The 26,029-nt window shown below is 37.0% G+C and carries 22 protein-coding genes, 2 tRNA genes and 1 riboswitch; of the genes, 11 read left to right on the top strand and 13 right to left on the bottom strand.

The genetic code is table 11. The features are described 5' to 3' along the window. Positions 1–43: 43 nt before the first annotated feature. The 6 genes from M2306_RS13110 to M2306_RS13085 form a co-directional block, all read right to left on the bottom strand. Positions 44–184, bottom strand: coding sequence for a hypothetical protein (locus tag M2306_RS13110; protein WP_498882880.1), 141 nt, complete (start codon positions 182–184; stop codon positions 44–46). 138 nt (positions 185–322) lie between these two features. Next, complete coding sequence (locus M2306_RS13105; RefSeq protein WP_259187634.1) at positions 323–1,138, bottom strand: DUF4349 domain-containing protein; 816 nt, start codon at positions 1,136–1,138, stop codon at positions 323–325. A gap of 270 nt (positions 1,139–1,408) precedes the next feature. Continuing rightward, positions 1,409–3,811: a bifunctional aspartate kinase/homoserine dehydrogenase I gene (thrA, locus tag M2306_RS13100; RefSeq protein ID WP_259187635.1), complete on the bottom strand. Its 2,403-nt coding sequence runs from the start codon at positions 3,809–3,811 to the stop codon at positions 1,409–1,411. Positions 3,812–3,823: 12 nt separating this feature from the next. Next, on the bottom strand, positions 3,824–4,789 hold the full coding sequence (locus M2306_RS13095) for an alpha/beta fold hydrolase (RefSeq protein ID WP_259187636.1): 966 nt from the start codon (positions 4,787–4,789) through the stop codon (positions 3,824–3,826). Positions 4,790–4,821: 32 nt separating this feature from the next. Next, positions 4,822–6,099, bottom strand: coding sequence for an O-acetylhomoserine aminocarboxypropyltransferase/cysteine synthase family protein (locus tag M2306_RS13090; RefSeq protein WP_259187637.1), 1,278 nt, complete (start codon positions 6,097–6,099; stop codon positions 4,822–4,824). Positions 6,100–6,405: 306 nt separating this feature from the next. Beyond that, entirely contained in the window at positions 6,406–7,113 is a 708-nt protein-coding gene (locus M2306_RS13085) for a tRNA1(Val) (adenine(37)-N6)-methyltransferase (protein ID WP_002989411.1), read from the bottom strand. 216 nt (positions 7,114–7,329) lie between these two features. Here M2306_RS13085 and M2306_RS13080 point away from each other — a divergent pair, with 216 nt between their 5' ends. Beyond that, positions 7,330–7,794: a hypothetical protein gene (locus M2306_RS13080; protein ID WP_115092808.1), complete on the top strand. Its 465-nt coding sequence runs from the start codon at positions 7,330–7,332 to the stop codon at positions 7,792–7,794. 3 nt (positions 7,795–7,797) lie between these two features. Further along, positions 7,798–7,998 (top strand): helix-turn-helix transcriptional regulator, encoded by a 201-nt coding sequence (locus M2306_RS13075; protein WP_115092303.1) that lies wholly within the window; start codon positions 7,798–7,800, stop codon positions 7,996–7,998. Between the two features lie 55 nt (positions 7,999–8,053). Here M2306_RS13075 and M2306_RS13070 read toward each other — a convergent pair whose 3' ends face one another. From M2306_RS13070 to M2306_RS13045, 6 genes are all read right to left on the bottom strand, one after another. Beyond that, positions 8,054–8,983 carry a hypothetical protein gene (locus M2306_RS13070; protein WP_115092304.1) on the bottom strand — a complete coding sequence of 310 codons (930 nt, stop codon included), beginning with the start codon at positions 8,981–8,983 and terminating at the stop codon, positions 8,054–8,056. Between the two features lie 376 nt (positions 8,984–9,359). Further along, positions 9,360–9,899, bottom strand: a complete 540-nt coding sequence (locus M2306_RS13065; protein WP_115092305.1) for a P-loop NTPase family protein — start codon at positions 9,897–9,899, stop codon at positions 9,360–9,362. Positions 9,900–10,012: 113 nt separating this feature from the next. Further along, on the bottom strand, positions 10,013–10,708 hold the full coding sequence (locus M2306_RS13060; protein ID WP_115092306.1) for a DUF1003 domain-containing protein: 696 nt from the start codon (positions 10,706–10,708) through the stop codon (positions 10,013–10,015). Between the two features lie 280 nt (positions 10,709–10,988). After that, a complete protein-coding gene (gene rimM, locus M2306_RS13055) occupies positions 10,989–11,519 on the bottom strand; it encodes a ribosome maturation factor RimM (RefSeq protein ID WP_259187638.1) in 531 nt (176 codons plus the stop codon). Between the two features lie 12 nt (positions 11,520–11,531). Further along, on the bottom strand, positions 11,532–12,053 hold the full coding sequence (locus M2306_RS13050; protein ID WP_002989422.1) for a 30S ribosomal protein S16: 522 nt from the start codon (positions 12,051–12,053) through the stop codon (positions 11,532–11,534). A 197-nt stretch (positions 12,054–12,250) separates the two neighbouring features. Further along, complete coding sequence (locus tag M2306_RS13045; protein WP_259187639.1) at positions 12,251–12,706, bottom strand: hypothetical protein; 456 nt, start codon at positions 12,704–12,706, stop codon at positions 12,251–12,253. Between the two features lie 407 nt (positions 12,707–13,113). Here M2306_RS13045 and M2306_RS13040 point away from each other — a divergent pair, with 407 nt between their 5' ends. Together M2306_RS13040 and dnaE are read left to right on the top strand one after the other, a co-directional pair. Beyond that, a complete protein-coding gene (locus M2306_RS13040) occupies positions 13,114–13,710 on the top strand; it encodes a DUF6252 domain-containing protein (protein WP_115092307.1) in 597 nt (198 codons plus the stop codon). A gap of 117 nt (positions 13,711–13,827) precedes the next feature. Next, positions 13,828–18,363: a DNA polymerase III subunit alpha gene (gene dnaE, locus M2306_RS13035; RefSeq protein ID WP_115092308.1), complete on the top strand. Its 4,536-nt coding sequence runs from the start codon at positions 13,828–13,830 to the stop codon at positions 18,361–18,363. Positions 18,364–18,457: 94 nt separating this feature from the next. Here dnaE and M2306_RS13030 read toward each other — a convergent pair whose 3' ends face one another. Continuing rightward, on the bottom strand, positions 18,458–18,988 hold the full coding sequence (locus tag M2306_RS13030; RefSeq protein ID WP_259187640.1) for a MepB family protein: 531 nt from the start codon (positions 18,986–18,988) through the stop codon (positions 18,458–18,460). A 203-nt stretch (positions 18,989–19,191) separates the two neighbouring features. Between M2306_RS13030 and trxA the strand changes: the two genes are divergently transcribed. The 7 genes from trxA (at position 19,192) to M2306_RS12995 (ending at position 26,028) form a co-directional block, all read left to right on the top strand. Then, entirely contained in the window at positions 19,192–19,509 is a 318-nt protein-coding gene (gene trxA, locus M2306_RS13025) for a thioredoxin (protein WP_002989433.1), read from the top strand. A 420-nt stretch (positions 19,510–19,929) separates the two neighbouring features. Then, positions 19,930–20,003: transfer RNA gene (locus M2306_RS13020), tRNA-Asp, on the top strand. A 114-nt stretch (positions 20,004–20,117) separates the two neighbouring features. Next, positions 20,118–20,194, top strand: a tRNA-Asp gene (locus M2306_RS13015). Between the two features lie 299 nt (positions 20,195–20,493). After that, on the top strand, positions 20,494–21,423 hold the full coding sequence (locus M2306_RS13010; protein ID WP_259187641.1) for a YncE family protein: 930 nt from the start codon (positions 20,494–20,496) through the stop codon (positions 21,421–21,423). 58 nt (positions 21,424–21,481) lie between these two features. Beyond that, positions 21,482–21,661, top strand: a riboswitch (cobalamin riboswitch). 101 nt (positions 21,662–21,762) lie between these two features. After that, entirely contained in the window at positions 21,763–23,835 is a 2,073-nt protein-coding gene (locus M2306_RS13005; protein WP_259187642.1) for a TonB-dependent receptor, read from the top strand. A 4-nt stretch (positions 23,836–23,839) separates the two neighbouring features. Further along, positions 23,840–24,973 (top strand): YncE family protein, encoded by a 1,134-nt coding sequence (locus M2306_RS13000; RefSeq protein ID WP_115092312.1) that lies wholly within the window; start codon positions 23,840–23,842, stop codon positions 24,971–24,973. Positions 24,974–25,080: 107 nt separating this feature from the next. Next, a complete protein-coding gene (locus M2306_RS12995; protein ID WP_115092313.1) occupies positions 25,081–26,028 on the top strand; it encodes a PKD domain-containing protein in 948 nt (315 codons plus the stop codon). The last annotated feature ends 1 nt before the right edge of the window (position 26,029 follow it).

Below are 26,029 nucleotides of genomic sequence, written 5' to 3'. Positions count from 1 at the left end.
GGAACCTCGTAAAATAAACTAGATGTCTGTAGATTGAAAAATTTTACGTTAGTAATAAGTGGTAACGAATGGAACGACCTGCTCCTGTTACGGCAAAGATACCTTTCTCCACTAAATCTTGTAAATCACGGGTTGCTGTAGCTTTAGACGTTTTTGTAAGGGACATGTATTTCTTGGCTGACATACCTACCGACTTGTACAAGACCTATACCTAATTTGAATAATGCAAGTCATGAGCCGATTAAAAATACTAATCGGCTCATTTTTTTATAATGTATTGATTTATATGGTTTTAATATAAAATCTAATGAAAGGAGAAATCTTACTTATTTTGAAGTTTTCTGCGTTTTATTTTTCGTCTCACAAAGAAGAGAATAGCTAGTAGGATTAGAATAAACGGCCAGATATAGAAAAGACCTAAGGTAAAGGAAACAAGGTTGTCCCATCCTTCTCCAATAGCGGTAGAAAATTCTGAACCAAATGTTGTGGTTGCGGTCTGTTTCTCATAAAATACAGCCGTTAAGGTGCTATAGGCAATACTGCTTTTTAAGTAGTTCAATCGTCCTTCATAGGATTCAATATCTGAACGCAGTGCTTCAATTTCTTTTTCAATCGCTAAGATTTCTTCTACTTTATTGGCTTTACTCAATAAAGCTTTGTAGCGATTTTCTAGCTCTTTTTTTGTTTGAATACGCGATTCTACATCAATAAATTCCTCTGTAACATCTAACGCTTTAATATCTTGGTTGTCTACTTTTTGTGCTGCAGTGGTAATCTCTGTTAGTAGTTTCTCAAAGTTTTCAGCAGGAATGCGCAGCGTGAGGGTATAAACGGATTGACTAGCATAAGTTTCGGATTGGTCTTGTGCAAGATATCCTTTGTAAGTGGCCAAGGCTGCTGTAATTTGTTTGCGCGTTGCTGCAGCATTAGCTGTTTCAAAGCGAATACTTCCTTCTTTGATGATTTTACGCTCAACCGTTTGCCCAGCTTCTAAATTTTTAGCAGGAGATGAATCGGTATCAGCAAGACTGAGATAATCTGCCGTTTCAGCCGCTACACTGTCATATTTCTTATCACAAGAAGCGAGTGTTAGTAGGAAGATTACGCCTATTACGGTGTGGAATACTATTTTTTTCATAGCGTTTTTATTTAAGTTATAGGAGGTTGATTGCCTAGCATACATCCAACTTAGCTGGATTAAAGGTATAAAAAAGATAGCTACAGTTGTGAAAGGAACTACGGATTTTGAGGTAAATCACTAGTTTTAGGGAGGAAAGGGAAAGAAAAAATGTCCTTCATACCGAAGGACATTTTCATTTGAAATTTAGAATAAACAACCACCAGGAAAGTGGAATGAATCAAACGCTTTCCATGGTTAACTATAAAATAAGAATAAATAGATTTCGTTTTACTTATCTGCTAAGCGGAGAATATCACCAAATACCCCTCTTGCTGTGACGGATGCACCTGCACCTGCACCTTGGATAATGATGGGGTTTTCACCATAACTTTCGGTATAGATTTCAAATAAACTATCTGATCCTTGTAATTGCCCCAGCGCAGTATGAAGGGGAACTGCGATTAGTTTGGTTTCTAAAATACCTTTGTCTTGTTGTAAATCACCAGATAATTCCCCCACATAGCGCAACACCGTATCAGGTTGTAATGCCTGTTTTATTTTTTCAAAATAAGGATTTAATTGTTCCAATTGAGCAAGAAAAGTTGGTGTATCCATGGATTGTAATTCCAATGGAATGAGATTCTCAATTTGAATTTCTTCTAATTCATTTTGTAAATCTAGTTCTCGTGCTAAGATTAATAATTTGCGCCCAACATCATTGCCTGATAAGTCTTCTCGTGGATCGGGTTCTGTATAGCCTTTGGCAATCGTCTCTTGTAAAACCGTACTAAAAGGTTTGTCTTGAACGGAGTATTGATTGAAGATATAGCTCAGACTGCCTGAAAATATCCCTTTGATTTTTGTGATATTTTCTCCAGATAGATGCAGGAGTTTAATGGTGTCAATTAACGGCAATCCCGCTCCTACATTGGTTTCGTATAAATACTCTTTGTGATTGGCCTTTAATTCCTTTCGCAAGGTCTTGTAAAAGTCATAAGAAACGGTATTGGCGATTTTGTTGGATGATATTAAATCAAAACCATGTTGAACCAAGGGGATATAGTGTTCAATAAACGCCTGAGAAGCTGTATTATCTATAGCGATGAGGTTTTCTAAGTGATGCTCTTTGGCAAAGGAAATCACTTCTTCAATCGTATAAGGAACTCCTTCTTGTGCTACTTCTTGACGCCAATTGGCTGTAATTCCCGTTTCAGTGAACCATACTTTTTTGGAGTTTCCGATTGCAAAAATATGAAGGGCTATATTTTTCTTAGCTGCAATAGCTGTGGCAGAAGCCAAGATTTGATCAATCAATGTACCTCCCACAAGTCCGTGACCAAAAATAGCCAAATTGATTTTTTTAGTTATACCAAAAATCTGACCGTGAATAACATGCAAAGCTTTCTTTGCATCTTCTTGACGAACAACTAAACTAATATTTTTACCAGTCACCGTATTGTGAAAGAGTAGGGGCGTAATTTTATTTTTGACCAAAGCTGTATACGGCTTGTCAAACGTAGTGAGATCTTGTCCAATGATAGACAGAATAGCCACTTCAGGTAAGAGGTGAATGGTGTCAACATCTTTGGTTTGAAATTCCGCTTGAAATTCTTTCTGTAGTACCTCGACAGCACGGCTGGCTTTTTTCTGTTCTACTGTAAAACCCAATCCACGTTCTGAAGATCCTTGCGAAATTATACCCACACTGATACCCGCTTGAGCCAAGGCAGTAAAAATACGCGCATCAATACCAACAATTCCCAATAAACCACGTCCTTCTAGCTGAATCAACGCAATATCAGATTGAACGGAAATCGATTTGATTCCTGCGGCAGTGGGACGTGAAGAAATAAGGGTTCCTGTATTTTTTGGATTTAAGGTATTTAAAATACGCAGTGGAATATTGCTTTCTACTAACGGAAGAATCGTCTTGGCATGGAGGATGGAAGCACCAAAGTGTGCTAATTCGTTGGCATCATCAAAATGTAACTCATCAATCTTTTGCGCATTTTTAACCCAATCCGGATTTGCTGTATAGATACCATCAACATGGGTATAGTTTTGCAATTCGTCTGCTTGAAGAAAATTAGCAAGAAGGGCAGCAGAATAATTGCTGCCATTGCGGCCCAAGGTTGTCGTTTCTCCCTTTTCTGTGGCTCCAATAAAACCTGTCACCACAGCAAATGTTTGAGGAGAGAGCCCTTTGAAGTAGATGGAAGTCTTTGCTTTCGATAAGTGTTCTTGCACTTGAGCCTGACCAAAAGTAGAGTCTGTCACAAAGAAATGACGACTATCAACAGCCACAGCGTGAATGCCATGTTGAAGTAAGTGATGGGTTAGTACTTTACTTGAAATGACTTCCCCTTGAGCCAAGATTAAATCTTTGATTTTTAGGCTGTAATCTTCAAGTAAAGAAACACCTTCATATAATTTTTGCAACAGCGTAAACTCCTCTTTTAAATCAATAGTTTGATGATAGGACTTCCCTTGAAAAGCAAGGAAAGGGGTGTGGTAATCAGCTTGATTTTTAGCTAAATCTAAGATGGCTTCTAAAACATCTGTGGTATCGCCAATAGCAGAAACGACGACAGCAATGGTGTCTTGTTCCGTTTTATCTTTTATAATTTGAATGACTTGGTCGAAAGCTTGTCCTGATGCAAGTGATTTTCCTCCAAACTTTAGAATTTTCATGATTGTATAGATTTAAAAAAGAGGTTGTAATAAGGTTTGTAACTGTTGGTATTCTATGAGAAAAGCATCGTGACCGTGTATGGATTGTATCTCTTTGTATTGGATATCAGCGCCATAAGCGTATAATTTACAATAGGTTTCTCGTTGTTCTTTTTGTGTAAACATCCCATCACTGTCCACCGTTATCATGGTAATCTGGGCAGTGGTAGTTAAGGCGAATTGTTTGACTTGTTCTTCCGTCAACGCTTTACCGATAGTTTGGAGCAAGTGATTCATCAGTTGATAAGCAGCCAATTGGAAGCGCTTTTGTAAGGCATGACCATGATAGGTCAGCCATTGTTCAACGGGGTGAATTTGATCCATGCTTTGCTGCTCTCGAGTAAATTTCTGATTGATCGATTCAGGCGTTCGATAGAGCAGCATGGCGTGCTTGCGCGCATCTTCTAACGGATGTTTGGAGTGATTGAGAATGGCTTCTTGTACAACAACCTGACCAATCAACCAATCTGAGGCTTGTACATTGGTCGCAATGGGAATCAAGTGGTGAATCGCTTCTGGTCGTTGTAAGGCCATTTCCCAAGCAATACTGCCGCCTAAACTCCCACCGATGACCGCATAGAGTTGGGGAACTTGAAGGAAATCCAATCCCTTCCAAAATACATCCGCAATCACAGCCGTGGTAAATGCAGTATAATTGAGGAGTAATTGCTCCGGTTTGTTTCCATAACCATTGCCTGGAATATTAAAGGCCAAAACAGTATATCGATTTAGATCAATCACTTGATCATAACCAATCACTTGATTCCACCATCCTTGCTCTCCCGTGACAGTACTATTTCCCGTTAAAGCGTGATTAACCAAGATAACGGGAGCTTGATGCAAGGGTTGACCAAAAATCTCATAGTTCAAATACAAGGTTTGCGCAGTTTGATCGGGTAAGCGATAAGCTGTAAGTTGGATGGTGTGTAAGTGATGCATGATGAAATGAAACTGTAAAGGCGAAACAATAATTATACTAAGGTTTTGAAAACACGTGCCAAGTCTTGCTGTAAATCTTCTACGGATTCAATGCCGACAGAAAGGCGAACTAAATCAGGCGTTACTCCCGTTGCCTTTTGCTCCTGTACAGTTAGTTGTTGGTGTGTTGTAGAAGCAGGGTGAATGATAAGTGATTTTGTATCTCCTATATTCGCGACTAAAGAAAAAAGCTGTGTGTCATTGGCTACTGTCTTAGCCGCTTCAAATCCTTTTTTCAACCCAAATGTGATAACCCCACTTTGCCCTTCAGGTAAGTAAATTTGAGCGAGTTTGTGATACGGACTTGAGGATAACCCAGGGTAATTTACCCATGCAACTGCATCTTGTTTGCTTAGCCATTCCGCTAGGGCTAATGCATTTTCGCTGTGTTTTTTTAAACGTATAGCTAAGGTTTCTAAGCCTTGGATAATTTGAAAAGCATTAAAGGGACTCAAAGCTGCTCCTAAATCGCGTAAACCCTCTAAACGTATCTTGCCAATAAAGGCTGCTTTTCCAAGGGCTTCATGGTAAAATAACCCATGGTAACCGGCTGCGGGCTCAGTGAATTCCGGAAACTTTCCATTGCTCCAATCGAAAGTACCGGCATCAATGATAGCACCACCTAAGGCCGTACCATTGCCTGAAATATATTTAGTTAGGGAGTGAATTACAATATTTGCTCCGTGTTCAATGGGTCTGAGTAAAGCAGGAGAAGGGACAGTATTGTCCACAATAAAAGGAATATGATGGGCTTGAGCAATTTGAGCAACACCTTTTAGATCAATTACATCTAACTTGGGATTACCGAGACTCTCAACAAAAATAGCTTTGGTGTTTTGTTGGATATTCTGACTGAAATTCGCCAAGTCAGTTGGATCGACAAACGTCGTGTGAATGCCCAATCGAGGTAATGTAACATTGAGTAAATTATACGTCCCTCCGTATAAACTATTCGATGCCACAAGGTGATCTCCTGCTTTTAATAAGGTTAATAGGGTTGTGCTAATTGCCGAAGCACCTGAAGCGGTTACGACTGCGCCGATTCCGCCCTCAAGTGCAGCTAAGCGCTGCTCTAAGATATCATTGGTTGGATTGTTTAATCGGGTATAGATAAACGCAGGAATGGATAGATTAAAAGCTCCTGCTGCATGATCTGCATTGTCAAATACATACGAAGAAGTTTGGTAAATAGGAACGGCTCTCGATCCTGCGGTTTGATTTACTTGATGTCCAGCGTGTAAAGCTTGGGTTGAAAAATGAAAATTGCTCATAAGATTAGTATTAAAGAATGGAAAAAATGAAATAAAAAAAAGCCCCACCGGCAGACCGATGAGACTTCAACTAATTTATCCTATTACAAAAGAGGTTAACTTGCTGACTTTCGGCCATGACGAGATATGAACATCATCATGTTCATATTCATAGGCATCATCATTTGGTTAACTTTTAAAATCATGGTTTGGTTTTTTTACTGAATCAATGTAAAAAAGATTATTTTTTCAGCTTCCTTTTTTGGATTGATTGTAGAGCAAATTTCTGTAAAATATTTTGAATAGCAGTTATAAAAACTTGAAATACTATAATTTTAGATAAAAATTCTGAACAAGGGTGGTGAATTCAGGGGTGTAACAGTGTCTTTTTTCTTCAATTACCAGTTCATTTAGAGGAATTTTCTCTATGCGTGTTCTGGAAAAGGCAAGTAAACTGCGTTTAATCTCACTAGTAGGCGTTCCTTTTACACGTGTAACCTGTAGCGGGTAGATGTCAAACTCGGCAGCGAGGTACATGATGCGTTCTTCTTCTTTAGCAGGAACGATGATACTAAATACTCCCTTTTCGGATAAAAAGTATTCAACAGCCTCCATGAGTAAATCAAAGGGAAGTGAGTCTTGAAAACGCGCTTGGTCTCTTTTCTCGTCTTGGGTACGGTAATCTTCACTATAAAAAGGAGGATTGGAAACAATTAAATCATATTCCTCATCCATACCATTGGCAAAATCTTCTAAACCCGCATGGTAACAGAATAAACGATCGCCCCAAGGGCTATTTTCAAAATTTTCAATGGCTTGTTCATGGGCATCCGCATCAATTTCAACCGCATCAATTTGTTCTGCATCGGTGCGTTGTGCAAGCATCAAAGCGATTAATCCTGTACCTGTACCAATGTCTAATATCTTTGTAGGATAATGGTCAACGGGGGTCCAAGCACCTAAAAGCACGCCATCTGTACCTACTTTCATGGCACATTTATCTTGTTCTATCGTGAATTGTTTGAATTGAAACATAGGGATATGTATAATTTTGAACGGCAAAAGTACAAAAAAATGCAGGTGTTCTAGTGTTGATCTTCCTTTAAGCGCCTGCTTTTTGAAGATATTTAGCTTCCTTATAGTTAGTTGGTCTATTTTTATAATGTAAAAAATACTAATCAAAATGTAAAGAATTTCATACATAATGAAAAGTTTTTATTACATTTGATTGAACCTTATAATCAAAAAACGATGGACACAAAATTTTTATTACCCTACAGCTACAAGAAAGTAGGCTGGGTTATTTTGACTTGCAGTACGCTACTATGGCTCTATTTGACATTAACAGGTCAAGATGAATTGTCTTTTCTGGAAACCCCTGTATTTACTGTTGCAGGAAGTTATTTTTTGACAGATGATGCCGCTTTTTTTACTGTTATTAGAGCAAATATTACTTCAACCTTAGTCGGAAGTTTATTTTTAATAGGTGGATTACTCGTTGTGTTTTCAAAGGAAAGAATCGAAGATGAATTTATAGCCAAATTGCGTTTACAATCTTTTCAATGGGCCTTTCTTATTAATTACATTTTATTGTTTTTTACCTTTGTATTGATCTATGGAATGGAATTTTTTTATGTTATGATTTACAATATGTTTACTATGTTGATTTTGTTTATTTTCCGTTTTCACTATTTATTACTGCTCCATAAAAAATAAATCATGAAGAATACACTAAAGATACATCGTGCAATAAAAAATGTAACACAAGAAGAGTTAGCTACTATTATTTCAGTAACTAGACAAACCATTAATGCAATGGAGAAAAATAAGTATGTGCCGTCAACCGTGTTAGCATTAAAATTGGCGCGCTATTTCGAGGTAACTGTTGAAGATTTATTTATGTTGGAGGGAACGGATTAGGAAGTATGCAAATGCTACTGCATCGTACAGTAGCATTTCGACCAATAGTGTGAAATTAGCCTTTAATTTTAACGGCTGGCGTGATACTTGGACCTTTTTTTACTAAACCTACCAAAAATAATGTGGCTACAATACAAAAGATGGTGGATAGAAATAAAGGCAAACGCGTATATTCTATGAAGAGTTCTTTTGATAATAAGGCATGAAAAGATTCACTTAAGGAGTAACCTGCGGAATTTAGTTCTATTAAAAAGACAATGAGATTTGCAAGGATAACCGTTGTAAAATTCGTTATAGATAGGACAAATAATGTTTTTGAACCTTTTTTTCCGTTGAATTTAATATAGCCTAAATAGCCTAATACAGCTAGTACTAATGCTAAAGCGGAATAGATCGTATTAAAGTAACAAGCAACAATAATCCACATTATAATTCCTGGAATAGAAAATAGTAATGCTCCAATAACTCCTTTGCTATACGTTGAATTCATTCTTCTTTCATCACTTTCATGGCGATAGAATCGCTTTTTAAAATCACTCGTACAAAGAGAACAGAGCTGAATGCCCTTTTCATTTAAATTGTAGAAGTTAATAGGACTGGTTTCTTTACAGTTTTGACAATAATTGGAAATAGGCAAATCAATACGCGTATATAAATCGGTTAAGAAATCGAGGAGGGCGTAGATTGTTGTTATTTTAGTTAAAGCTAGATGTTCGTTGAAAGTGAATACAATTGTGTTATTTTGAAAGGCATAAGTTGAAAATTTCAAAGCCTTTTTATTTGCTGTTAGTGTTTGTTCAACCATGTTACGTTGTTCCTCTGAAATTAAAGTTATATCAGAAATAACGAACTTAGAAGATGGTGTTGTTAGTAAACTAGCGTCGCCAATTTGAAAGAGGTATTTTTTATATAAACCAAACACAAGCTGGTTTGTTGCAAACCAGTTCTGCTGTTTTGCTATTTTTTTAGCTTTAGGAAATAACATAGATTAGTTAGGTTGATTATTGGCTATAAATATAATGTGTTTTTTTGTTTGCATTTTGATATTTTTTGAAAGTAAGAGATAGAACGTAAAATTATGATTCCCAAGTTTTATACTATTGCTTCAAATCGCGAAAAGATGTAATTTGAATGTACGAAAGACTACTTGTTTCAATCCATGATTGATACTAGCTTTCTTGGAGTTTGGTTGGAGTTTGGTTGGAGTTTCCTTCGACAAAAAGGCCTTTTTTCCAAGGAAACTCCTAGCATTGTCCAAGGATTGTCGAAGGAAGATACACGAAAATAAGAGTAAAAGAAGAGAAAAGGATATATTTTTCTTCTCTTCAATAGTAGGTAGGGGGAAGAGTAGGGTTTTGGAATTACTTCGTATATAACTCCATTTTTTTATAAAAATCCAGCAAAGCTTTAAACGATTGAATTCGAATACAAGGAACACCACTTGCTTCGATTAATTGCTGGTATTTGACTTTGTTCTTGGGAACGGTAAATAAAATGTGTTTGAGCATTTTAAAGTTGAATTGTTGGCGTGCTCCTTCAAGGTTACCAGCTCGGTTCTCGTTGTTTTGAATACTCCGTTTGATAAAGCGATACGCTGATCCCCAACGCGAGAAATCCAACCAAATGATAGTTGTTGCTTGTTGAAATCGTTCAGGCATTAAATAGCTGTAATTTCCTTCTATCACCCATGATTCGTGCTGAATTAAAAAAAAATGATGGTCCAATCGCATGAGTTCACGATCCCTCGGTTGCCAATTGGTATGAGGGACATGCGCAAGTTGATCTAAATGACAAACGGCTATGTTGAGGTGATTCGCTAGGTGTTGCGCTAAAGTCGATTTTCCAGCAGCACTATTGCCAATAATGCAGATACGGGTTCCTAAAGCTTCTAGTGGGATCATTTTTATTGATTTATGATTGTTGTTGGTTGTTGATGTTTTTTCTAAAAATGAGAAGGACTTTCTTTAAACCTAGAAATGCGCAAAAAAACAAAAAAGCGAAGAAACAAAAAAGCCTATTTACTCTTTTTAATTTCCTTCATTAAATCTTCTAAATAATCCACTTGAACTTCTTGAATGTCTAGTAACTTTTTATTTTGGTGAACTAATAAATGATCTATTTTTTCACTGAGTAATTTGATTTCCAATTCCGCTTTGAGGTTGATTTTATAATCGTGTTCCCCTCGTTGGCGGTCTTTTTGTTCCTGTCTATTCTGGCTCATCATGATAATAGGTGCTTGAATAGCAGCTAAGCAAGACAGAATTAGGTTGAGTAAAATAAAAGGATAAGGATCAAACGGCTTGGCGGTAAACACCCAGATATTAATAGCCATCCAAATAATGAGGAAGGTAAAGAAGGTGATGATAAAAGTCCAACTACCCCCAAAAGCAGCCACCTTGTCTGCAATCTTCTGGCCAAGTGTTAACTTCGTTTCGATATCATCTTGGATATTCTCAGATAAGATTGCATTGTTCTGTATCGCATTCATGACATCCCGATCCAACAGAGCCAATTCGCCTTTTTCCTGCATCATTAATTCGGTTAGATACAAACGTCTGTATCGGTTGAGTTCACTTAACGTGATAAAATCCTCCTTGGTAATAGCAGGGTAATCTCGCTGAATGAGCTCAAAAATCCCTTTCCTAATATCTTTGGCTCGAATGTCTTCGCCTAGATTGATGGTTGTTTTACTTATAGCACTGATCTTCATCTTTTTTTCTATTAAAAATAGAGAATTTTTTGTGAAAATGCGGAATTGTTTTTTTGGGGAGGTGAAATCGGAACGCAGTGTAGATTCATCGAATACGAAAACAAATATAAGCCCATGAGATAGAGGGTGTGATTGGTGAGATTGGTGAGTTTGGTGAGATTGGTGAGTTTGGTGAGGTATCTCATCGCCTCACCTCCTCATCGTCTCATCACCTCCTCAACTAAAAAAAACGCCAAGAGGAAACCTCTTGGCGTTTTTTTTAAATTATCAACGTTAAAAATTAATTATCTAAATATAAATCTACTAAACCAGCAGGAATATGAAGGATTAATTTTTTGTTTTCGCGATCAACTTGTTCGATGAATTGGTCAATCATTGGAACTAAGATTTGAGTTCCGTTGTGATCAATTTCGAATAGGACTTGGTAGTTGCTGTCATTAATACGGATTAAAGTTCCAACAGAACCTAGGGTTGTATCAATTACTTCAAAACCTTCCACTTCGTGATAATAGAATTTATTCCCTTTCAATGGAGGTAATAAATTTAAGGGCAAATATAATTCCGAACCAATAATACGGTCTGCATCCTCTTCGGATTGGCAGTCTTCAAATTTGACTCTTAAGAAATCATTTTTGTGCAAAAAAGCGGCTTCAATAAAAAAAGGAACCAGTTGTCCGTTAAAGTCAACGAACACTGATTCCAAATTTTCGTATAACTCAGGTTCATCTGTATCTAAATAGACCAAAACTTCCCCTTTGAAGCTAAATTTTTTTGCGACTTTGCCTAAATAGAAACAATCTTGTTTACGCATATCGCTCAGAAATTATGCTTGAGTTTCTTCGTTGTTTTCTTCAGCTACTTCTTCTGTTTCTGCAGGTGCAGATTCAGCAGCAACTTTAGCAACTTGAGCAGCAGCACGTTTAGCGTTTGCTTCTTTTTCAGCAGCAAGCTTTTGAGCTTTCTCATTCGCTTTAGAAGATGTTAAACCATCTTTTTTAGCGTTGATTTTGTTTGCTTTCTCTTCTAACCAAGCAGTGAATTTAGCATCTGCTTGTTCTTGAGTTAAAGCACCTTTGTTCACTCCACCTTGTAAGTGGTGTTTCAATAAAGCACCTTTGTAAGAAAGTAATGTTCTAGCAGTATCCGTTGGTTGTGCACCGTTGAATAACCATTTAACAGCTGAATCAACATTGATTTCAACAGTTGCAGGGTTAGTGTTAGGATTGTAAGTACCGATTTTCTCTAAGTATTTACCATCTCTTTTAGCGCGTGAATCAGCAGCTACTACCCAGTAAAAAGGTTTTCCTTTTTTACCGTGTCTTTGTAATCTAATTTTTACAGACATAATAATTTGTTTTGTTTGAGGTACCCGACCTCGGTTAAAAATTTGCGCAAAGATACTAACTTTTTTAATGCAACACCGTATTTAGGTGGAAAAATATGTCTTTTAATCTCCTTGATTCTAAGTGAATTACCGCTGATAACTCAAAATGATGAGGTCTTTTTGATGTGAATCAACGACGCAATGCAAGAAAAAAGAAATTATTTGACACGTTTAAAGTGTTCTGCAATGCCTGTTTCATTTGGACTTCTATAAAGAACAAGATTATTTTTCGTTATTTTCACAATTATATATTGAATTTCTTCTTCTTCTTTTGAATCTTTTGGATTGATATAAAATGAACCAGAAGTCCAAATAGTGTAACGACCTGATTCAATGGGATGTTCTTCGTTATATATACCCGTGTCCCATTTAAAAAAAATGGTATTTAGGGTACCAAAATCAAGAAAAAAAAGTGAATTAAAATCGTATTCCTCAACACTTAGTTCTTGCTGGGTGTATATATTTACAACTTTGTAGCGTTCCCATCGACCTTGTAATTTTTTTTTCAAGGCTTCTTTTGTTGCTGGTGGGCCATCATTATCATCAGTTGAATTACAACTGTTTATCGTTAACATGCTTGCAATAAGGCAAAGGAGAAGTAAAGGTTTCTTCATAATTCTTTTTGTTAAAAAAAAGCAAATAAAGTTAAAACAAAGTATATTGGCAAATGTGAATTTTAATTATCTTTATTTTACAGCATTTGTTTCTAAGAATAAAAATAGAAGTATTATTTGTTTTTGGGAGATTAGTTGAAGTTAGGGTAGGAATAAGTAGAAAGGGAAAGAAAAAGCATCCAATTAAAAAAATCTAAATAGAAAAGCAGTTATAAGATATAAAAATTGTATTTTTCTCAATAGAAATTAATTCTCAGTGGTACATGAAGCAGCATTGAAATTTTATTTTAAGGAAACGGAAAAATAAGTTCTTTTTCAAAGTTAAAGTTTTATTAAAAAAATTTTTTTATGAACAATAAAAAATATATTTTTGCGATGTATATATATCACTAATAGATTAGTATAATATGAGAAAGATAATAGGAATGTTCGCGTTAGTTTTGGGATTCATGGCATGTGAAAGTGATGTTAAATTTTCAGATCCAGGAATGTATGCATCAATGACTCTTGATGCAATCACAGATTCAACGAGAATAAATGGTAATCCCTATAGTCATTATACGGAATACAAACCACAAACGTTTAAAGCATTTGTAGTGAATGAGAAAACGTTGAACATAGAAGCTAAAACGGATTCAACTACTTTGAGAATCTATTTACCAGATTATGAATTTGGGGCAAAATATGAATTTAACGCAACAGATAATATCAAAGCCGATTATATCGTATATGATGATTATAAAAATACAGCTTCAATGTATTCTACGGATGCATTGAGCGTTATTACAAATAAACCAGTGAATCGCCCAGGATATATTATCTTAGATCCTGCTGATAAACAAGTGCCAGGAACTATTTCTGGAACATTTGTAATTAACATGAATGCGAGTATTTTACCAGATAACGAGTTGGATGATAAAAACAAAGTAATCAAGCGTTATGTAGATAGAAAAACATTCGACGGTGGAGTATTCTTTAGAATTCCACTAGGAAAAGGAGAATAAAGATTTGTGAAAATATCGATATTGAGAAAAGCTGCTTATTAACTAAGCAGCTTTTTTTGTACCTTTGAAATTGTTACAAATCTCCCTGTTTTTGGGTTAATATTCTATAAATCAAGTATGTATTTAATTTTTGATACGGAAACTACTGGGCTTCCGAAGAGTTGGTCGGCTCCCTTAACGGATACGGATAATTGGCCGCGATGTGTACAGATCGCGTGGCAGTTACATGACGATATGGGACGACTTGTTGAACATCAAGATTACCTAATCAAGCCGAAAGGGTTTAATATTCCTTATGATTCAGAGCGTATTCACGGAATTTCTACAGAATTAGCAGAAGAACAAGGAATTGACTTAGAAGAAGCATTAGCCAAATTCAATATTGCGCTTTCAAAAGCTCGTTTTATTGTGGGTCAAAACATTGGTTTCGACGTGAATATTATGGGATGTGAATTCTACCGTATGGGGGTGGATAGCCAATTGACAACCATGGCAGTATTAGACACCTGTACAGAGGTTACGGCAGAAATGTTGAAGCTACCTGGTGGACGCGGAGGACGATATAAATTGCCTACCCTAACGGAATTACACACCTATCTATTTGGAGAAGCTTTCGCAGAAGCGCATAATGCAACAGCCGACGTGGAAGCAACAACGCGTTGTTTTCTTGAATTGATTAAACGCGAAACGTTTTCAAAGGATGAATTGCAATGTGATGAAACGTATATTCAACGTTATACCGCTTTCAATCCACAGCCTTTTCAGCCAGTAGGATTAAAACACATTAACCTAAAGAAAGCATCTGATGAAATCAGAGCGCGTCTGGCGAAATTACAAGGAAGTGCTACTGAAGCAATTTCTACAGAAGAACGCCAACAGTTTCAAAACGCTCGATTTGCACATTTACACGTGCATACACAGTTCTCCGTATTGCAATCGACAATTGGGATTCCCAATCTAGTTAAAAAAGCAGGAGAAATGAATTTGTCTGCCATCGCAATGACAGACCACGGAAATATGATGGGAGCGTTTCACTTTGTTATGGCGGTCAATAACCATAACAAAGGAATTGAAGCACAGAATAAAGCGCGATTGGAAAATGGGGAAGAGGCTTTGCCTTTGCTTACGCCTATTGTGGGATGTGAATTCTTCATCAATGAAAATCACCTCGATCGAACGAAAAAAGACAACGGGTATCAAGTGGTACTCTTGGCTAAAAATAAAAAGGGATACCATAATTTGGCTAAAATGGCCTCTATTGCGTATACCGATGGATTCTACTACGTGCCGCGTATTGACAAGCAGGTTGTAGAACAATACAAAGAAGATGTCATCGTATTGACGGGTAACTTATTTGGAGAAATACCTGGAAAGATATTGAACGTTGGAGAGCGTCAAGCTGAAGAAGCGTTACTGTGGTGGAAAGAACAATTTGGCGAAGACTTATATGTTGAATTAATGCGTCACGGTCAAGAAGATGAAAATCGCGTGAACCAAGTGTTAATTGAACTAGCTCGCAAACACAATATCAAAATGGTAGCGACAAATAACGCCTATTATTTAGATAAAAAAGATGCCAATGCACACGATATTTTGTTGTGTGTGAAAGATGGTGAAAAACAAAGTACACCGATTGGAAGAGGACGTGGGTACCGTTATGGATTACCCAACCAAGAGTACTATTTCAAATCAGAAGACGAAATGAAAAAATTGTTTGAGGATGTACCTGAAGCAATTTACAACATACAAGAAATTGTCGATAAAGTTGAACCTTTTGTTTTACACCGCGATGTATTACTTCCTAAATTTGATATTCCTGAAGAGTTTCAAGATGCTCGAGATTTAGAAGGGGATGGATCTGGAAAAAGAGGAGAAAACAACTACTTAAAATATTTAACCTATGAAGGGGCTAAACGCCGTTATCCTGAAGTAACAGAGGAAATACGCGAGCGTTTAGACTTTGAATTGGCGACCATTGAGCGTACGGGATATCCAGGGTACTTCTTAATTGTACAGGATTTTATTGCCGCAGCTCGTCAAATGGGAGTTTCTGTTGGGCCTGGTCGTGGATCTGCTGCTGGATCTGCTGTAGCTTATTGCTTAGGGATTACCAACTTAGATCCGATTGAGTACGACTTGCTTTTTGAGCGTTTCTTGAACCCTGATCGTGTATCCATGCCCGATATTGATATTGACTTTGATGATGAAGGTCGTAGTAAGGTAATGGATTATGTAATTAATAAATATGGTTCCAATCAAGTAGCGCAAATTATTACCTATGGTAAGATGGCAACCAAGTCTGCAATCCGAGATACAGCTCGTGTATTGGATTTGCCTTTGTTTGAGGCCGATCGTATTGCGAAGTTGATTCCGGGGATGATGCCTTCCAAATGGAATTTAGCTCGTTTCTTATCGGAAGGAGAAGATGCAATTAAAGGCGTATTGAGAAGTGAGGAGTTTGATAAAGTAAAAGAGCTGATTGCATTGGCTAAAGAAGATTCTTTGGCCGCAGAAACGATTCAGCAAGCAAAGATATTAGAAGGATCCATGCGAAACACAGGTATTCATGCCTGTGGGGTAATTATTACACCAGATGATATTACCAAGTTCGTGCCTGTAACCGTAGCGAAAGATTCGGACTTATATGTGACGCAGTTTGATAACTCCGTGGCAGAGAGTGCAGGGTTGTTGAAAATGGACTTCTTGGGGTTGAAAACCTTAACCCTTATTAAAGATACCATCAAGTTAGTGAAGTATAGAACGGGAATTGAAATTGATCCCGACTTGATTCCGATTGATGATGAAAAGACGTATGAATTATTCCAGCGTGGAGAAACGATTGGAGTATTCCAATACGAGTCCGCGGGAATGCAGAAATACATGCGCGAATTAAAACCGACAGTATTTGCGGATTTAATCGCCATGAATGCCCTATATCGTCCAGGGCCTTTGGAGTATATTCCTTCGTTTATTCGCCGTAAAAATGGGGAAGAACCCATTGTATACGATTTAGATGCTTGTGAAGAATACTTACAAGAGACCTATGGAATTACCGTATACCAAGAGCAGGTAATGCTTTTGTCGCAAAAATTAGCTGACTTTACCAAAGGTGAGGCTGACGTTTTGCGTAAGGCTATGGGTAAAAAACAGAAAGATGTACTGGATAAAATGAAGCCTCAATTTGTGGAGCAAGCGGCAAAAAAAGGACATGACCCTGTAGTGCTAGAAAAGATTTGGAAAGACTGGGAAGCATTTGCTTCGTACGCCTTCAATAAATCGCACTCGACTTGTTATGCTTGGATTGCGTATCAAACGGCTTATTTGAAAGCTCATTATCCTGCAGAATACATGGCTGCTGTACTATCGAATAATATGAATGACATCAAGCAAGTAACGTTCTTCATGGAAGAATGTAAACGCATGGGGCTTCACGTATTAGGACCAGATGTAAATGAATCGTTTTATAAATTCACGGTAAACGATGAATATGCGATTCGATTTGGAATGGGAGCAGTTAAAGGAGTTGGACAAGGAGCGGTGAAAACGATTGTCGATAATCGAAGCAATGCTCGTTATCGTTCGATTTTCGATTTAGCGAAGAAAATTGACTTGAGAGCTGCAAATAAAAAGGCATTCGAAAACTTAGCCTTGGCTGGTGGTTTTGACTGTTTTGAGAATACACATCGTGCGCAATATTTCTATACGGATCCATCAGATCCAAATACCTTCTTGGAAAAAGCCATCAAGTATGGAGCAAAAACACAAGAAAGTGAGAACTCCGCACAGGTAAGTTTATTTGGGGATAGTAGTGAAGTACAGATTCCAGAACCGATGTTGCCTGCTTGTGAAGAGTGGAGCACCATGGAAAAACTAGCGAAAGAAAAAGAAGTCGTTGGAATTTATATTTCTGGGCATCCTTTGGATGATTTCCGTTTTGAGTTGAAAAATTTCTGTAATGTTCGAGTAGAGGAATTGGTTCGTTTGGAAAACTTTACAGGACGTGTTGTTAGTTTTGGCGGAATGATTAGCGATGTTCAGTTTCGAACGTCAGCAAAAGGAAAAGATTGGGCGGCCTTTACTATTGAAGGATATGACGAGTCTTTTGAATTCCGTTTGTTTAATGAGGACTTCTTGAAATTTAGGCATTTCTTATTGACAAATACTTTTGTATTTGTTCGCGTGCAAGTGAATGAAGGATGGATTCGCAAGGATACGGGTGAACGTGGTGAACCTCGTTTACAGTTTATGGAGATGAAATTATTACATGAGGTGATTCCTGCTTTTGCAAAACAATTAGTCGTGCAAATGAACATTAAGGAGTTGAGCGAAAATAAACTCAATGAAATCAAGGCTACGCTAGATAAATATATGGGAGATAAACAGGTTTTCTTTGATATTTTTGAAGTGGAGAAAGTAGAATTGGAAGAAGAGAGCAAACCAATGCCAGTCATCAATGTGGCACTGAATGAAGAAGGAGAAATGTTGGATGATATGGAAGATGGAGAAGGAGCTTCTTTTGAATTAGAAGATAAAAGAGAAGAATTTAGAATTGTGAACCGCATTGAGATGTCTAGTCGAAATAGCCGTATTACAATTAGCGCGGATCTGTTAGAAGAATTAGAACGCCAACAGATCATGTTTAAATTGAATTAAATCTACCAATTTAGTTATAGTAAAACGCCTTACTTCAACGGAAGTAAGGCGTTTTTTTTATTTTATGTAAGACGTTGTAGCATGGATTGCTTTTTTATTTCACTGTGTCGATATGTTGTTTTAGTATTCGATGAAGCTTTACTGTGTTATGACTTGTGGATGATTGATCCTCCTGAGCAGAGAGCAAAATAAAATAGTTTTCTTGCCATTGTTGCGTTTTTAGCGCTTGTTTGCTCGTTGGATAATCCCAAGTGGGATACACGCGAAAACCGCGTTTCCCTTCCTGTTTTGGGGTAGTTAGAATGCCTTTCTCTCCCAAAATAGACTTGGAAAAAATAAAACAGCCAACTTGATTTGATGCTTCCGTCAGTATACTATAAAAATCAAAAGGATCTGAAAGGGTAAAGGGTGTTGTGATGCCCTCAGCATTCCGTTTCCATACCGTTACAAATTGACCGATTTTTTTAGGTGTTATCTTGGCTTTTCTAAACTTAATAGTAAAGGTATCCAATAGACAGGTATAACCGCTGTATTCTTCACATTCAGGATCTTCTGCTTGCGGAATGAAATTTATTCCTGCATGTTGTAGAAAAAAGTCTTTAAGTTGTTGTAACTCCTTTTGCATAACAATTCTATAAGTAGGTACAAATATCGGTATTATTCTGCTGTAGTTGGATGGGATATAGAAATGGTAAAATGTATTTCATCATCTTAGTGTATCTATTGAATTAGCTTTGTATATCTCGAAATAGATAAAATTGATTAAAAAGGATGAGGTAAGTATAATTATTTTAGTAGTTTTGTCTTATAACGTAAAAAAGTATTACCATGGCATTAGAAATAACAGACGCTACATTTGAAGAAGTAGTATTAAAATCAGACAAACCAGTTTTAGTAGATTTTTGGGCAGTATGGTGTGGACCATGTAAAATGTTAGCTCCAGTTGTATCTGAATTAAGTGCAGATTTCGAAGGAAAAGCAGTAATTGGAAAAGTGGATGTAGACAACAACCAAGAATTCGCTTCAAAATATGGAATCCGCAACATTCCTACAGTATTAGTATTCAAAAATGGAGAAGTTGTAGGACGTCAAGTAGGAGTAGCTCCTAAAAAAGCATACGAAGACTTAATCAATGAAGCTTTATAAGAAGCCTTTTGCGATTAAAAAGATAAAAAAACAGCAGTGAAATTTGATTCACTGCTGTTTTTTTTTGCTCTATTTTGTTTTTACAGCACCTGAAAAGATAAATTTCTACATCGAAAAGAAAAATAATAAGAGGGAGGATTGAAGAAAAGGAACAAAAAAGAATAGAAAAAGAACAAAAAAAGAGTGGGAGAAATCGAGTTGTAGTCGTTTTGAAGTAGAAAGAAGGAGGAATTATTTCCTCCAAATGGGGAAAGATTCAAAAAGGAGGAAAAAAAAAGTTCATTTTTTTTATGGTTTTATAGTGTTGAAACTCAGGTGGCTTCTGGTTTTGGTGAAAAAAAGTTTGATTTTTTTTGCTGTAGGATTTGGAAGTGTAGAAAATGGTCGTATATTTGCACCGCATTACAGCAATAAAGACAAGGTTTGGTAGTTCAGTTGGTTAGAATACATGCCTGTCACGCATGGGGTCGCGGGTTCGAGTCCCGTCCAGACCGCAAAACTCAAGAGCAATTTTGAGTCAGCGAAAAAGACGAAGAAAAGAATAATTTTCTTTGTAGTTTTTAAAAAAAGTCTATCTTTGTCGCTGTAATGATTTTATGGTTAATACTGGTTTGGTAGTTCAGTTGGTTAGAATACATGCCTGTCACGCATGGGGTCGCGGGTTCGAGTCCCGTCCAGACCGCCAGTAAAAAAGAAGCCTCTCATTTCGTGGGAGGCTTTTTTTGCCCTCTAATAATCACTGGATTATTAGATTGTAAAATTTAGTTGTGTTGTTAAGTGCGCAAGCACTAGGTTTAGTAGTTAGACCAATGAAAAGCTTTCCTGAAATTCATGGAGAGCTTTTTTGTTTTTATACTGGATTGGAAAATGGAGAGGAGAGTATTTTCTTTTTAGACTTACCGTAAACCGTCCATCGTAACCGTAAACGAACCAGTTAAGAAAAAAATTGTATCTTTCTCTTTACAATCTTCAATTTTTATTGCAATGAAACCAATACAAACTTGGACCGTAGGTTTGAAAAATAATCTGTTTGGTGGATTAATGCCTATACTTGATCCATTTGATTCAACGAAATTTTATATTTCAGATGGATGGGGTTCTTCTTTTACTTCGATGAAATTAAGACAGCTTTCTTTAGAAGATGGGAAAGAAGTAAAATCGATTGCAATAAAAAATACGGTTCGTTGCTTGTACTTCCATCCAGATGGAATAAATCTCTTTGTCGTTTCGGATCGTAAAATCTTCCAAGTTGATCGAACTGACTTCACTCTTATTAAAAAGTATGAAAAAGGCATCGCAAGATATAGTGATTATATTTCTTCTAATGATGAGGATATGTTATTCCTAATGAATTGGAATTCAGAATTTTTGTTTGTGTATGACTATAAAAATGAAAAAGGGAAGCGAAAAAAGATGAATACGTGTAGAGGTATCTTCAAAACGAGTGAAGATGCATATTTAATTTTCTGTGCTCGAATTGGCAGTGTACAACGCTATAATCTGCGTGAGAATAAGGTAAGCGAAGTTATCCAAACCGATATCTTTTATCAAGTGCAGCAAGGTTTATCGGGTAATTTCTATTTACATATGGGAAAGGTTATTCCTGCTACTTCCAATACACATGAATCTATAGCACCAATCAATCAACTTGATATCTACAATCAAGACTTTACTGAAAAAGTAGCGCTTCGATTTGATTTTTATTTTGAAACCTTTGTTATTTCTAAAACGGAAGAAATTGTATATCTGATTTACAATAATACAATTTGGTTGTATTCTTTAGTAAAACGACAAATAGTAGATACGATTGTTTTAAATGAGAAAGTGAGAATTGCTCAACTTTTTGATGAGCATCGCGTTTTTATAAGTTATGAATATGATCAAGCTTCAATGATTACTTGTTGGAAATTTTAGTTAGGTTCGTCTTTACACCTCTTTCTCTACTCTCTTGTTCCATCACTTTTTCACTATATTTACGCATCAATAAAATGGTTTATCTGAAAAGATAATGAAAAGGGAATGGAGTGAAAATCTCCAACAGGCCCGCTGCTGTAAGCTCAATGGTTTAACAAGCTTGGTTGTCCACTGTTGTAAAATGGGAAGGACCTTGTTAAGAGTAAGTCAGAATACCTGCCATTTTAGGTTTTGTTTAATGTTTTCGATGCCAAAATAGTAAACGCAATACTACGTATCCTTTATTCATTTGATGAAGGAACCCGTACGATGCGTTTGTATGCGAAATGATTCATGCTTATGCGAGTACAGTATTTATTTTTCTTAGTAGGAAGTCTGTGGTTTTTCGGAGCACTTAGTGGATATGCACAACAAAGTCAAGACACCCTTACGGCATTAAAGGAAATCTTAGTAGTCAAAGAACGAACGAAGGATGTTATTCTACCCCAAACATTAGAAGGAGAGCAATTGCGCCGTTTAAATGGTACAGATGTAGCGGATGCTCTGCGTTATTTCGCCGGAGTAAAGATGAAAGACTACGGAGGTATGGGAGGAATGAAAACAGTTGATGTACGTCATATGGGAACCCATCAAGTCGGTGTTTTTTACAATGGTATCCAATTGGGCAATGCCCAAAATGGGGTTGTTGATTTAGGGAAGTTCTCCTTAGATGATATTGAAGCGATCCAATTGTATAACGGACAGCGAAGTGCTCCCTTGCAAGCTGCTAAAGAATATGCAACTGCATCAGCCATCTATATTCAAACCAAGCGCCCCACTTTTATCGCGCAAGAGAAAATACACACGCAGTTTCAATATAAGTTAGGCTCCATTCAATGGACCAATCCTTCCGCTCGTGTGGCTATTAAAGTCAGTGATCATGTTAGTACGAGTATTAGTGCAGCTTATTTATATTCCAATGGCAATTATAAATTCAGGCAAAAACGCTTTAATCTGGATGGGACAGTAGCCTATGATACCACCGCGTATCGAAAAAATAGCGGTATTGAATCCTTCCGTTTAGAAAATAATTGGTTTGGTCAAGATGAAGTTAATACTTGGCAGGTTAATCTATACTATTATCAATCCCACCGAGGATTGCCAGAAGCAATTATTAAAAAAAGCGATGCAACTCTGGCTACGGAACAAAACAATGAAAAACAAAACGATAAAAATGTCATGTTACAAGGGGAGTGGAAACGCGTGGTATCTCCTTTGTATCAATGGATGATAAAAGGGAAGTTTGCCTATGATCAACTGCATTATCAATCGAGAAAAACAGTCGACTTTCAAGGCGAAGAGGTAACCTATAATCCGCAATTTGACAATACTTACCACCAACAAGAATGGTACCTATCGGCCGCTCATTTATTTACACTAGCCCCATTTTGGAATGTTTCACTAGCCACAGATGTACAGTATAATAAATTAAATGCAACGCGTTTAGGGCAAGAAGCGCTGTTTACCTATCCAGAGCGCTATACTTTTTATACGGTGCTCTCAACAAGTGTGGATGTAGGTCGATTGAAAGCACAAGCAAACCTTTTAGGGACCTTTACTAAAGAAAAGGTACGGAATAACTACCAAGCGCCGAATCGCTCGTTGTTTACACCCTCTGTTTTTCTGCGTTATAAACCTTGGGATACATCAAATTTTACAGTACATGCATTTTACAAACAGATGTATCGCCTGCCTACATTTAATGATTTGTATTATACCCAAATCGGGACATCTCATTTAAAACCAGAACTTTCTCGTCAGTTTAATGTAGGATTTGCTCATCAAGTAGCAATTAAAAGCACGCTGCTGAAAGAAGTTCACCTAACAGTAGATGCATACTACGCTCAAGTAGAAGACAAGATAATCGCTTCGCCTACTTCGAGTATGATGCGTTGGATGATGTCCAATTTAGGAAAAGTGGAGCATTATGGAATAGAAAGCCAAATCAAAACGCATTGGGAACTGATGCAGGGGATGACGGCTCAAATTGGAGCAACGTATGAATATACCCTTGCTCAAGATTTAAGCTTGACACCTTCAGGAAAACCTTCTTTTTATGGAGATCAAATTCCCTATACCCCTTGGCATTCTGGATCCGCTATCTTCGGTTTAGATTATCACAATTGGCAGCTGGATTATAGCTTCATTTATGTTGGAAAGCGCTACAATGGCAATAAAAACAATACCAAACGCAATGAGTTACAACCGTGGTATACGCATGATTTAAGCGTACAAAAACAGTTGCAATGGAGAAATAAGACCATTCAGATTCGAGCTGAGGCCAATAACCTAGCCAATCAATATTATGAAGTAGTGACTAATTTTCCCATGCCTGGAAGAAATTTTCGTTTAACCCTACGTGTAGCCTTATAAGTATATGAGAAAAATTAGCTATATCCTGTTGATTGTAGGCTTATTATTCAGTAGCTGTCGCAAGGACGAATTGATTTTTGTTTCCGATAGTTCAGCCGTTTCTATCCCTGTACAATTAGAAAATATTCAAGGGTTTTATCTTCTAAATGAAGGAAATATGGGAATGAATCGCGCAACCCTCGATTGGTTTGATTATGAAACAGGATTGTATACGCGTGATATTTTTGCCGAACGCAATCCTTCGATTCCCCGTGAATTAGGCGATGTTGGGAATGACCTTAAAATTTATGGAACCAAAGCCTATGCAACCATCAATGCCTCCAATTTTATTGAGGTTTTTGATGTAGCAACAGGTAAACACATCAAGCAAATTCATGTCCCTAATTGTCGGTATTTAGCTTTTGCTGATGGAAAAGTTTATGTGAGTTCCTTTTCAGGCAAAATAGAAACCAATCCCAATGCAGAAATTGGTTTTGTAGCGGAAATTGATACGATTGCTTTGCAGGTGAGACGAAAAGTAGAAGTGGGATATCAACCCGAGGAGATGGCAATTAGAGGCAATAAGTTGTATGTGGCTAATTCTGGAGGTTATCGAGAACCCCATTATGATACTACGGTTTCCGTTGTTGATTTACTGACGTTTACCGAAATCAAAAAAATAGAAGTAGCACCCAATTTACATCGCATGCAAGTAGATCGTAGAGGAGACATCTATGTAAGTTCACGTGGAAACTACAAGGATATACCACCTAATTTATATGTTATTGATTCAGCTGTGGATGAAGTCAAACAAAAATTGGATATTCCAGTTTCAAATATGACCCTTGATGAAGATCAGTTGTACTATTATGCCAGTGCTTATCAGGCTAATACCAATACAAATGAAGTATCCTTGGGGATATTAGATACCAATACAAAGCAAATCATACGCTCTTCTTTAAGTACAGATGGTACAGAAAAAAAGATACTGATGCCCTATGGAATAGCAGTAAACCCAGAAACGAAAGAAATTTTTGTAACCGATGCGCAAGATTATATAGGGAATGGCTATATTTACTGTTTTTCTTCAAATGGGGAATTAAAGTGGAAAACAATGGCCGGAAATATTCCCGCACATCTTGCATTCACAAACAAGTAGGGGACAACGGCAATTGCGCCATAACATGAAGATTTGGAGATCAAATGAGAATTTCATTCCATAAAAATGAATAGGTCAAAGACCATTTACCAGAAGAAAAAAAGAAAATGAAAAACAAAAAAAGAAGAGTAGGACTATTTTGTGTAGTAGGAATAACCCTATGGAGTGGTATAAGCTGCTCAAGTGATAGTGATTCAAGAGAAGAGCCGAAGCAATACAAAGCAACCATTACACGTGTTTTGGAGTATGTACCTGCCTTTGGACAATTCGTCAATGAATTGCCGCGATATGAAGTAGGAGATACGGCAGAAAGCATGCGCGTAAAAGCAGAAAAAGCCTTAATTAATAATGAGGTTATTTCGTTGGGTGGATTTGGAGGCTATGTTGTTTTTGGTTTTGATCATACCATTGAAAATATTGCTGGAGAAAGAGATTTTAAAGTTTTAGGTAATGCTTTTGCACATAATGCAGAACCAGGGGTTATTTTAGTTGCATACGACAAAAATAAAAATGGAGTTCCCGATGAAGATGAATGGTATGAAATTGAAGGAAGTGAGCATACGAATAAGAAAACGATTAAAGAATATAGGATTACATATTATAAACCATCCAAAGAGCATGATGAGACAGTTGAAGCATTAGATCATTATATTCGATGGACGGATAACCAAGGAAATGAAGGGTGGAAAACGAAAAATACGTTTCATCATCAAAGCTATTATCCGCAATGGATAGAAGATGAAACAATTACATTTCAAGGTACTTTATTACCCAATAATGCAGTGCAAGTAGGAGAAACAGAAACGAGTTGGCAGTTGCAAACGTTTGCCTGGGGGTATGCAGATAATTATCCCAATCGTCACGAAGGAGCTGCTATTGATATTGATTGGGCAGTAGACCAAGCAGGAAATAAAGTTCATTTACCTGGAATTGATTTTGTAAAAGTATATACAGGATTAAATCAAGAAGCGGGTTGGTTAGGGGAAACCTCAACTGAAGTAGCTGGAGCGATTGATTTACATGTAGAAGGAACATCAATACAAACACTTAAATAAT

The sequence above is a fragment of the Myroides gitamensis genome (genome assembly GCF_029894455.1).
GTDB lineage: Bacteria > Bacteroidota > Bacteroidia > Flavobacteriales > Flavobacteriaceae > Flavobacterium > Flavobacterium odoratum.
Note: the sequence above shows the minus strand (reverse complement) of the source record. Positions and strands in the feature narration are given on the sequence as shown.

Excerpts from the sequence above, each read along its gene's own strand:
- M2306_RS13050 (WP_002989422.1), bottom strand. The coding sequence starts at position 12,053 with ATGTCTGTAAAAATTAGATTACAAAGACACGGTAAAAAAGGAAAACCT.
- M2306_RS13090 (WP_259187637.1), bottom strand. The coding sequence starts at position 6,099 with ATGAGCAATTTTCATTTTTCAACCCAAGCTTTACACGCTGGACATCAA.
- M2306_RS13095 (WP_259187636.1), bottom strand. The coding sequence starts at position 4,789 with ATGCATCACTTACACACCATCCAACTTACAGCTTATCGCTTACCCGAT.
- M2306_RS12995 (WP_115092313.1), top strand. The coding sequence starts at position 25,081 with ATGAAAAACAAAAAAAGAAGAGTAGGACTATTTTGTGTAGTAGGAATA.
- M2306_RS13075 (WP_115092303.1), top strand. The coding sequence starts at position 7,798 with ATGAAGAATACACTAAAGATACATCGTGCAATAAAAAATGTAACACAA.
- dnaE (WP_115092308.1), top strand. The coding sequence starts at position 13,828 with ATGTATTTAATTTTTGATACGGAAACTACTGGGCTTCCGAAGAGTTGG.
- M2306_RS13065 (WP_115092305.1), bottom strand. The coding sequence starts at position 9,899 with ATGATCCCACTAGAAGCTTTAGGAACCCGTATCTGCATTATTGGCAAT.
- M2306_RS13070 (WP_115092304.1), bottom strand. The coding sequence starts at position 8,983 with ATGTTATTTCCTAAAGCTAAAAAAATAGCAAAACAGCAGAACTGGTTT.
- M2306_RS13085 (WP_002989411.1), bottom strand. The coding sequence starts at position 7,113 with ATGTTTCAATTCAAACAATTCACGATAGAACAAGATAAATGTGCCATG.
- M2306_RS13005 (WP_259187642.1), top strand. The coding sequence starts at position 21,763 with ATGCGAGTACAGTATTTATTTTTCTTAGTAGGAAGTCTGTGGTTTTTC.
- M2306_RS13080 (WP_115092808.1), top strand. The coding sequence starts at position 7,330 with ATGGACACAAAATTTTTATTACCCTACAGCTACAAGAAAGTAGGCTGG.
- M2306_RS13060 (WP_115092306.1), bottom strand. The coding sequence starts at position 10,708 with ATGAAGATCAGTGCTATAAGTAAAACAACCATCAATCTAGGCGAAGAC.
- rimM (WP_259187638.1), bottom strand. The coding sequence starts at position 11,519 with ATGCGTAAACAAGATTGTTTCTATTTAGGCAAAGTCGCAAAAAAATTT.
- thrA (WP_259187635.1), bottom strand. The coding sequence starts at position 3,811 with ATGAAAATTCTAAAGTTTGGAGGAAAATCACTTGCATCAGGACAAGCT.
- M2306_RS13110 (WP_498882880.1), bottom strand. The coding sequence starts at position 184 with ATGTCAGCCAAGAAATACATGTCCCTTACAAAAACGTCTAAAGCTACA.
- M2306_RS13040 (WP_115092307.1), top strand. The coding sequence starts at position 13,114 with ATGAGAAAGATAATAGGAATGTTCGCGTTAGTTTTGGGATTCATGGCA.
- M2306_RS13010 (WP_259187641.1), top strand. The coding sequence starts at position 20,494 with ATGAAACCAATACAAACTTGGACCGTAGGTTTGAAAAATAATCTGTTT.
- M2306_RS13105 (WP_259187634.1), bottom strand. The coding sequence starts at position 1,138 with ATGAAAAAAATAGTATTCCACACCGTAATAGGCGTAATCTTCCTACTA.
- M2306_RS13030 (WP_259187640.1), bottom strand. The coding sequence starts at position 18,988 with ATGCAAAAGGAGTTACAACAACTTAAAGACTTTTTTCTACAACATGCA.
- M2306_RS13000 (WP_115092312.1), top strand. The coding sequence starts at position 23,840 with ATGAGAAAAATTAGCTATATCCTGTTGATTGTAGGCTTATTATTCAGT.
- trxA (WP_002989433.1), top strand. The coding sequence starts at position 19,192 with ATGGCATTAGAAATAACAGACGCTACATTTGAAGAAGTAGTATTAAAA.
- M2306_RS13045 (WP_259187639.1), bottom strand. The coding sequence starts at position 12,706 with ATGAAGAAACCTTTACTTCTCCTTTGCCTTATTGCAAGCATGTTAACG.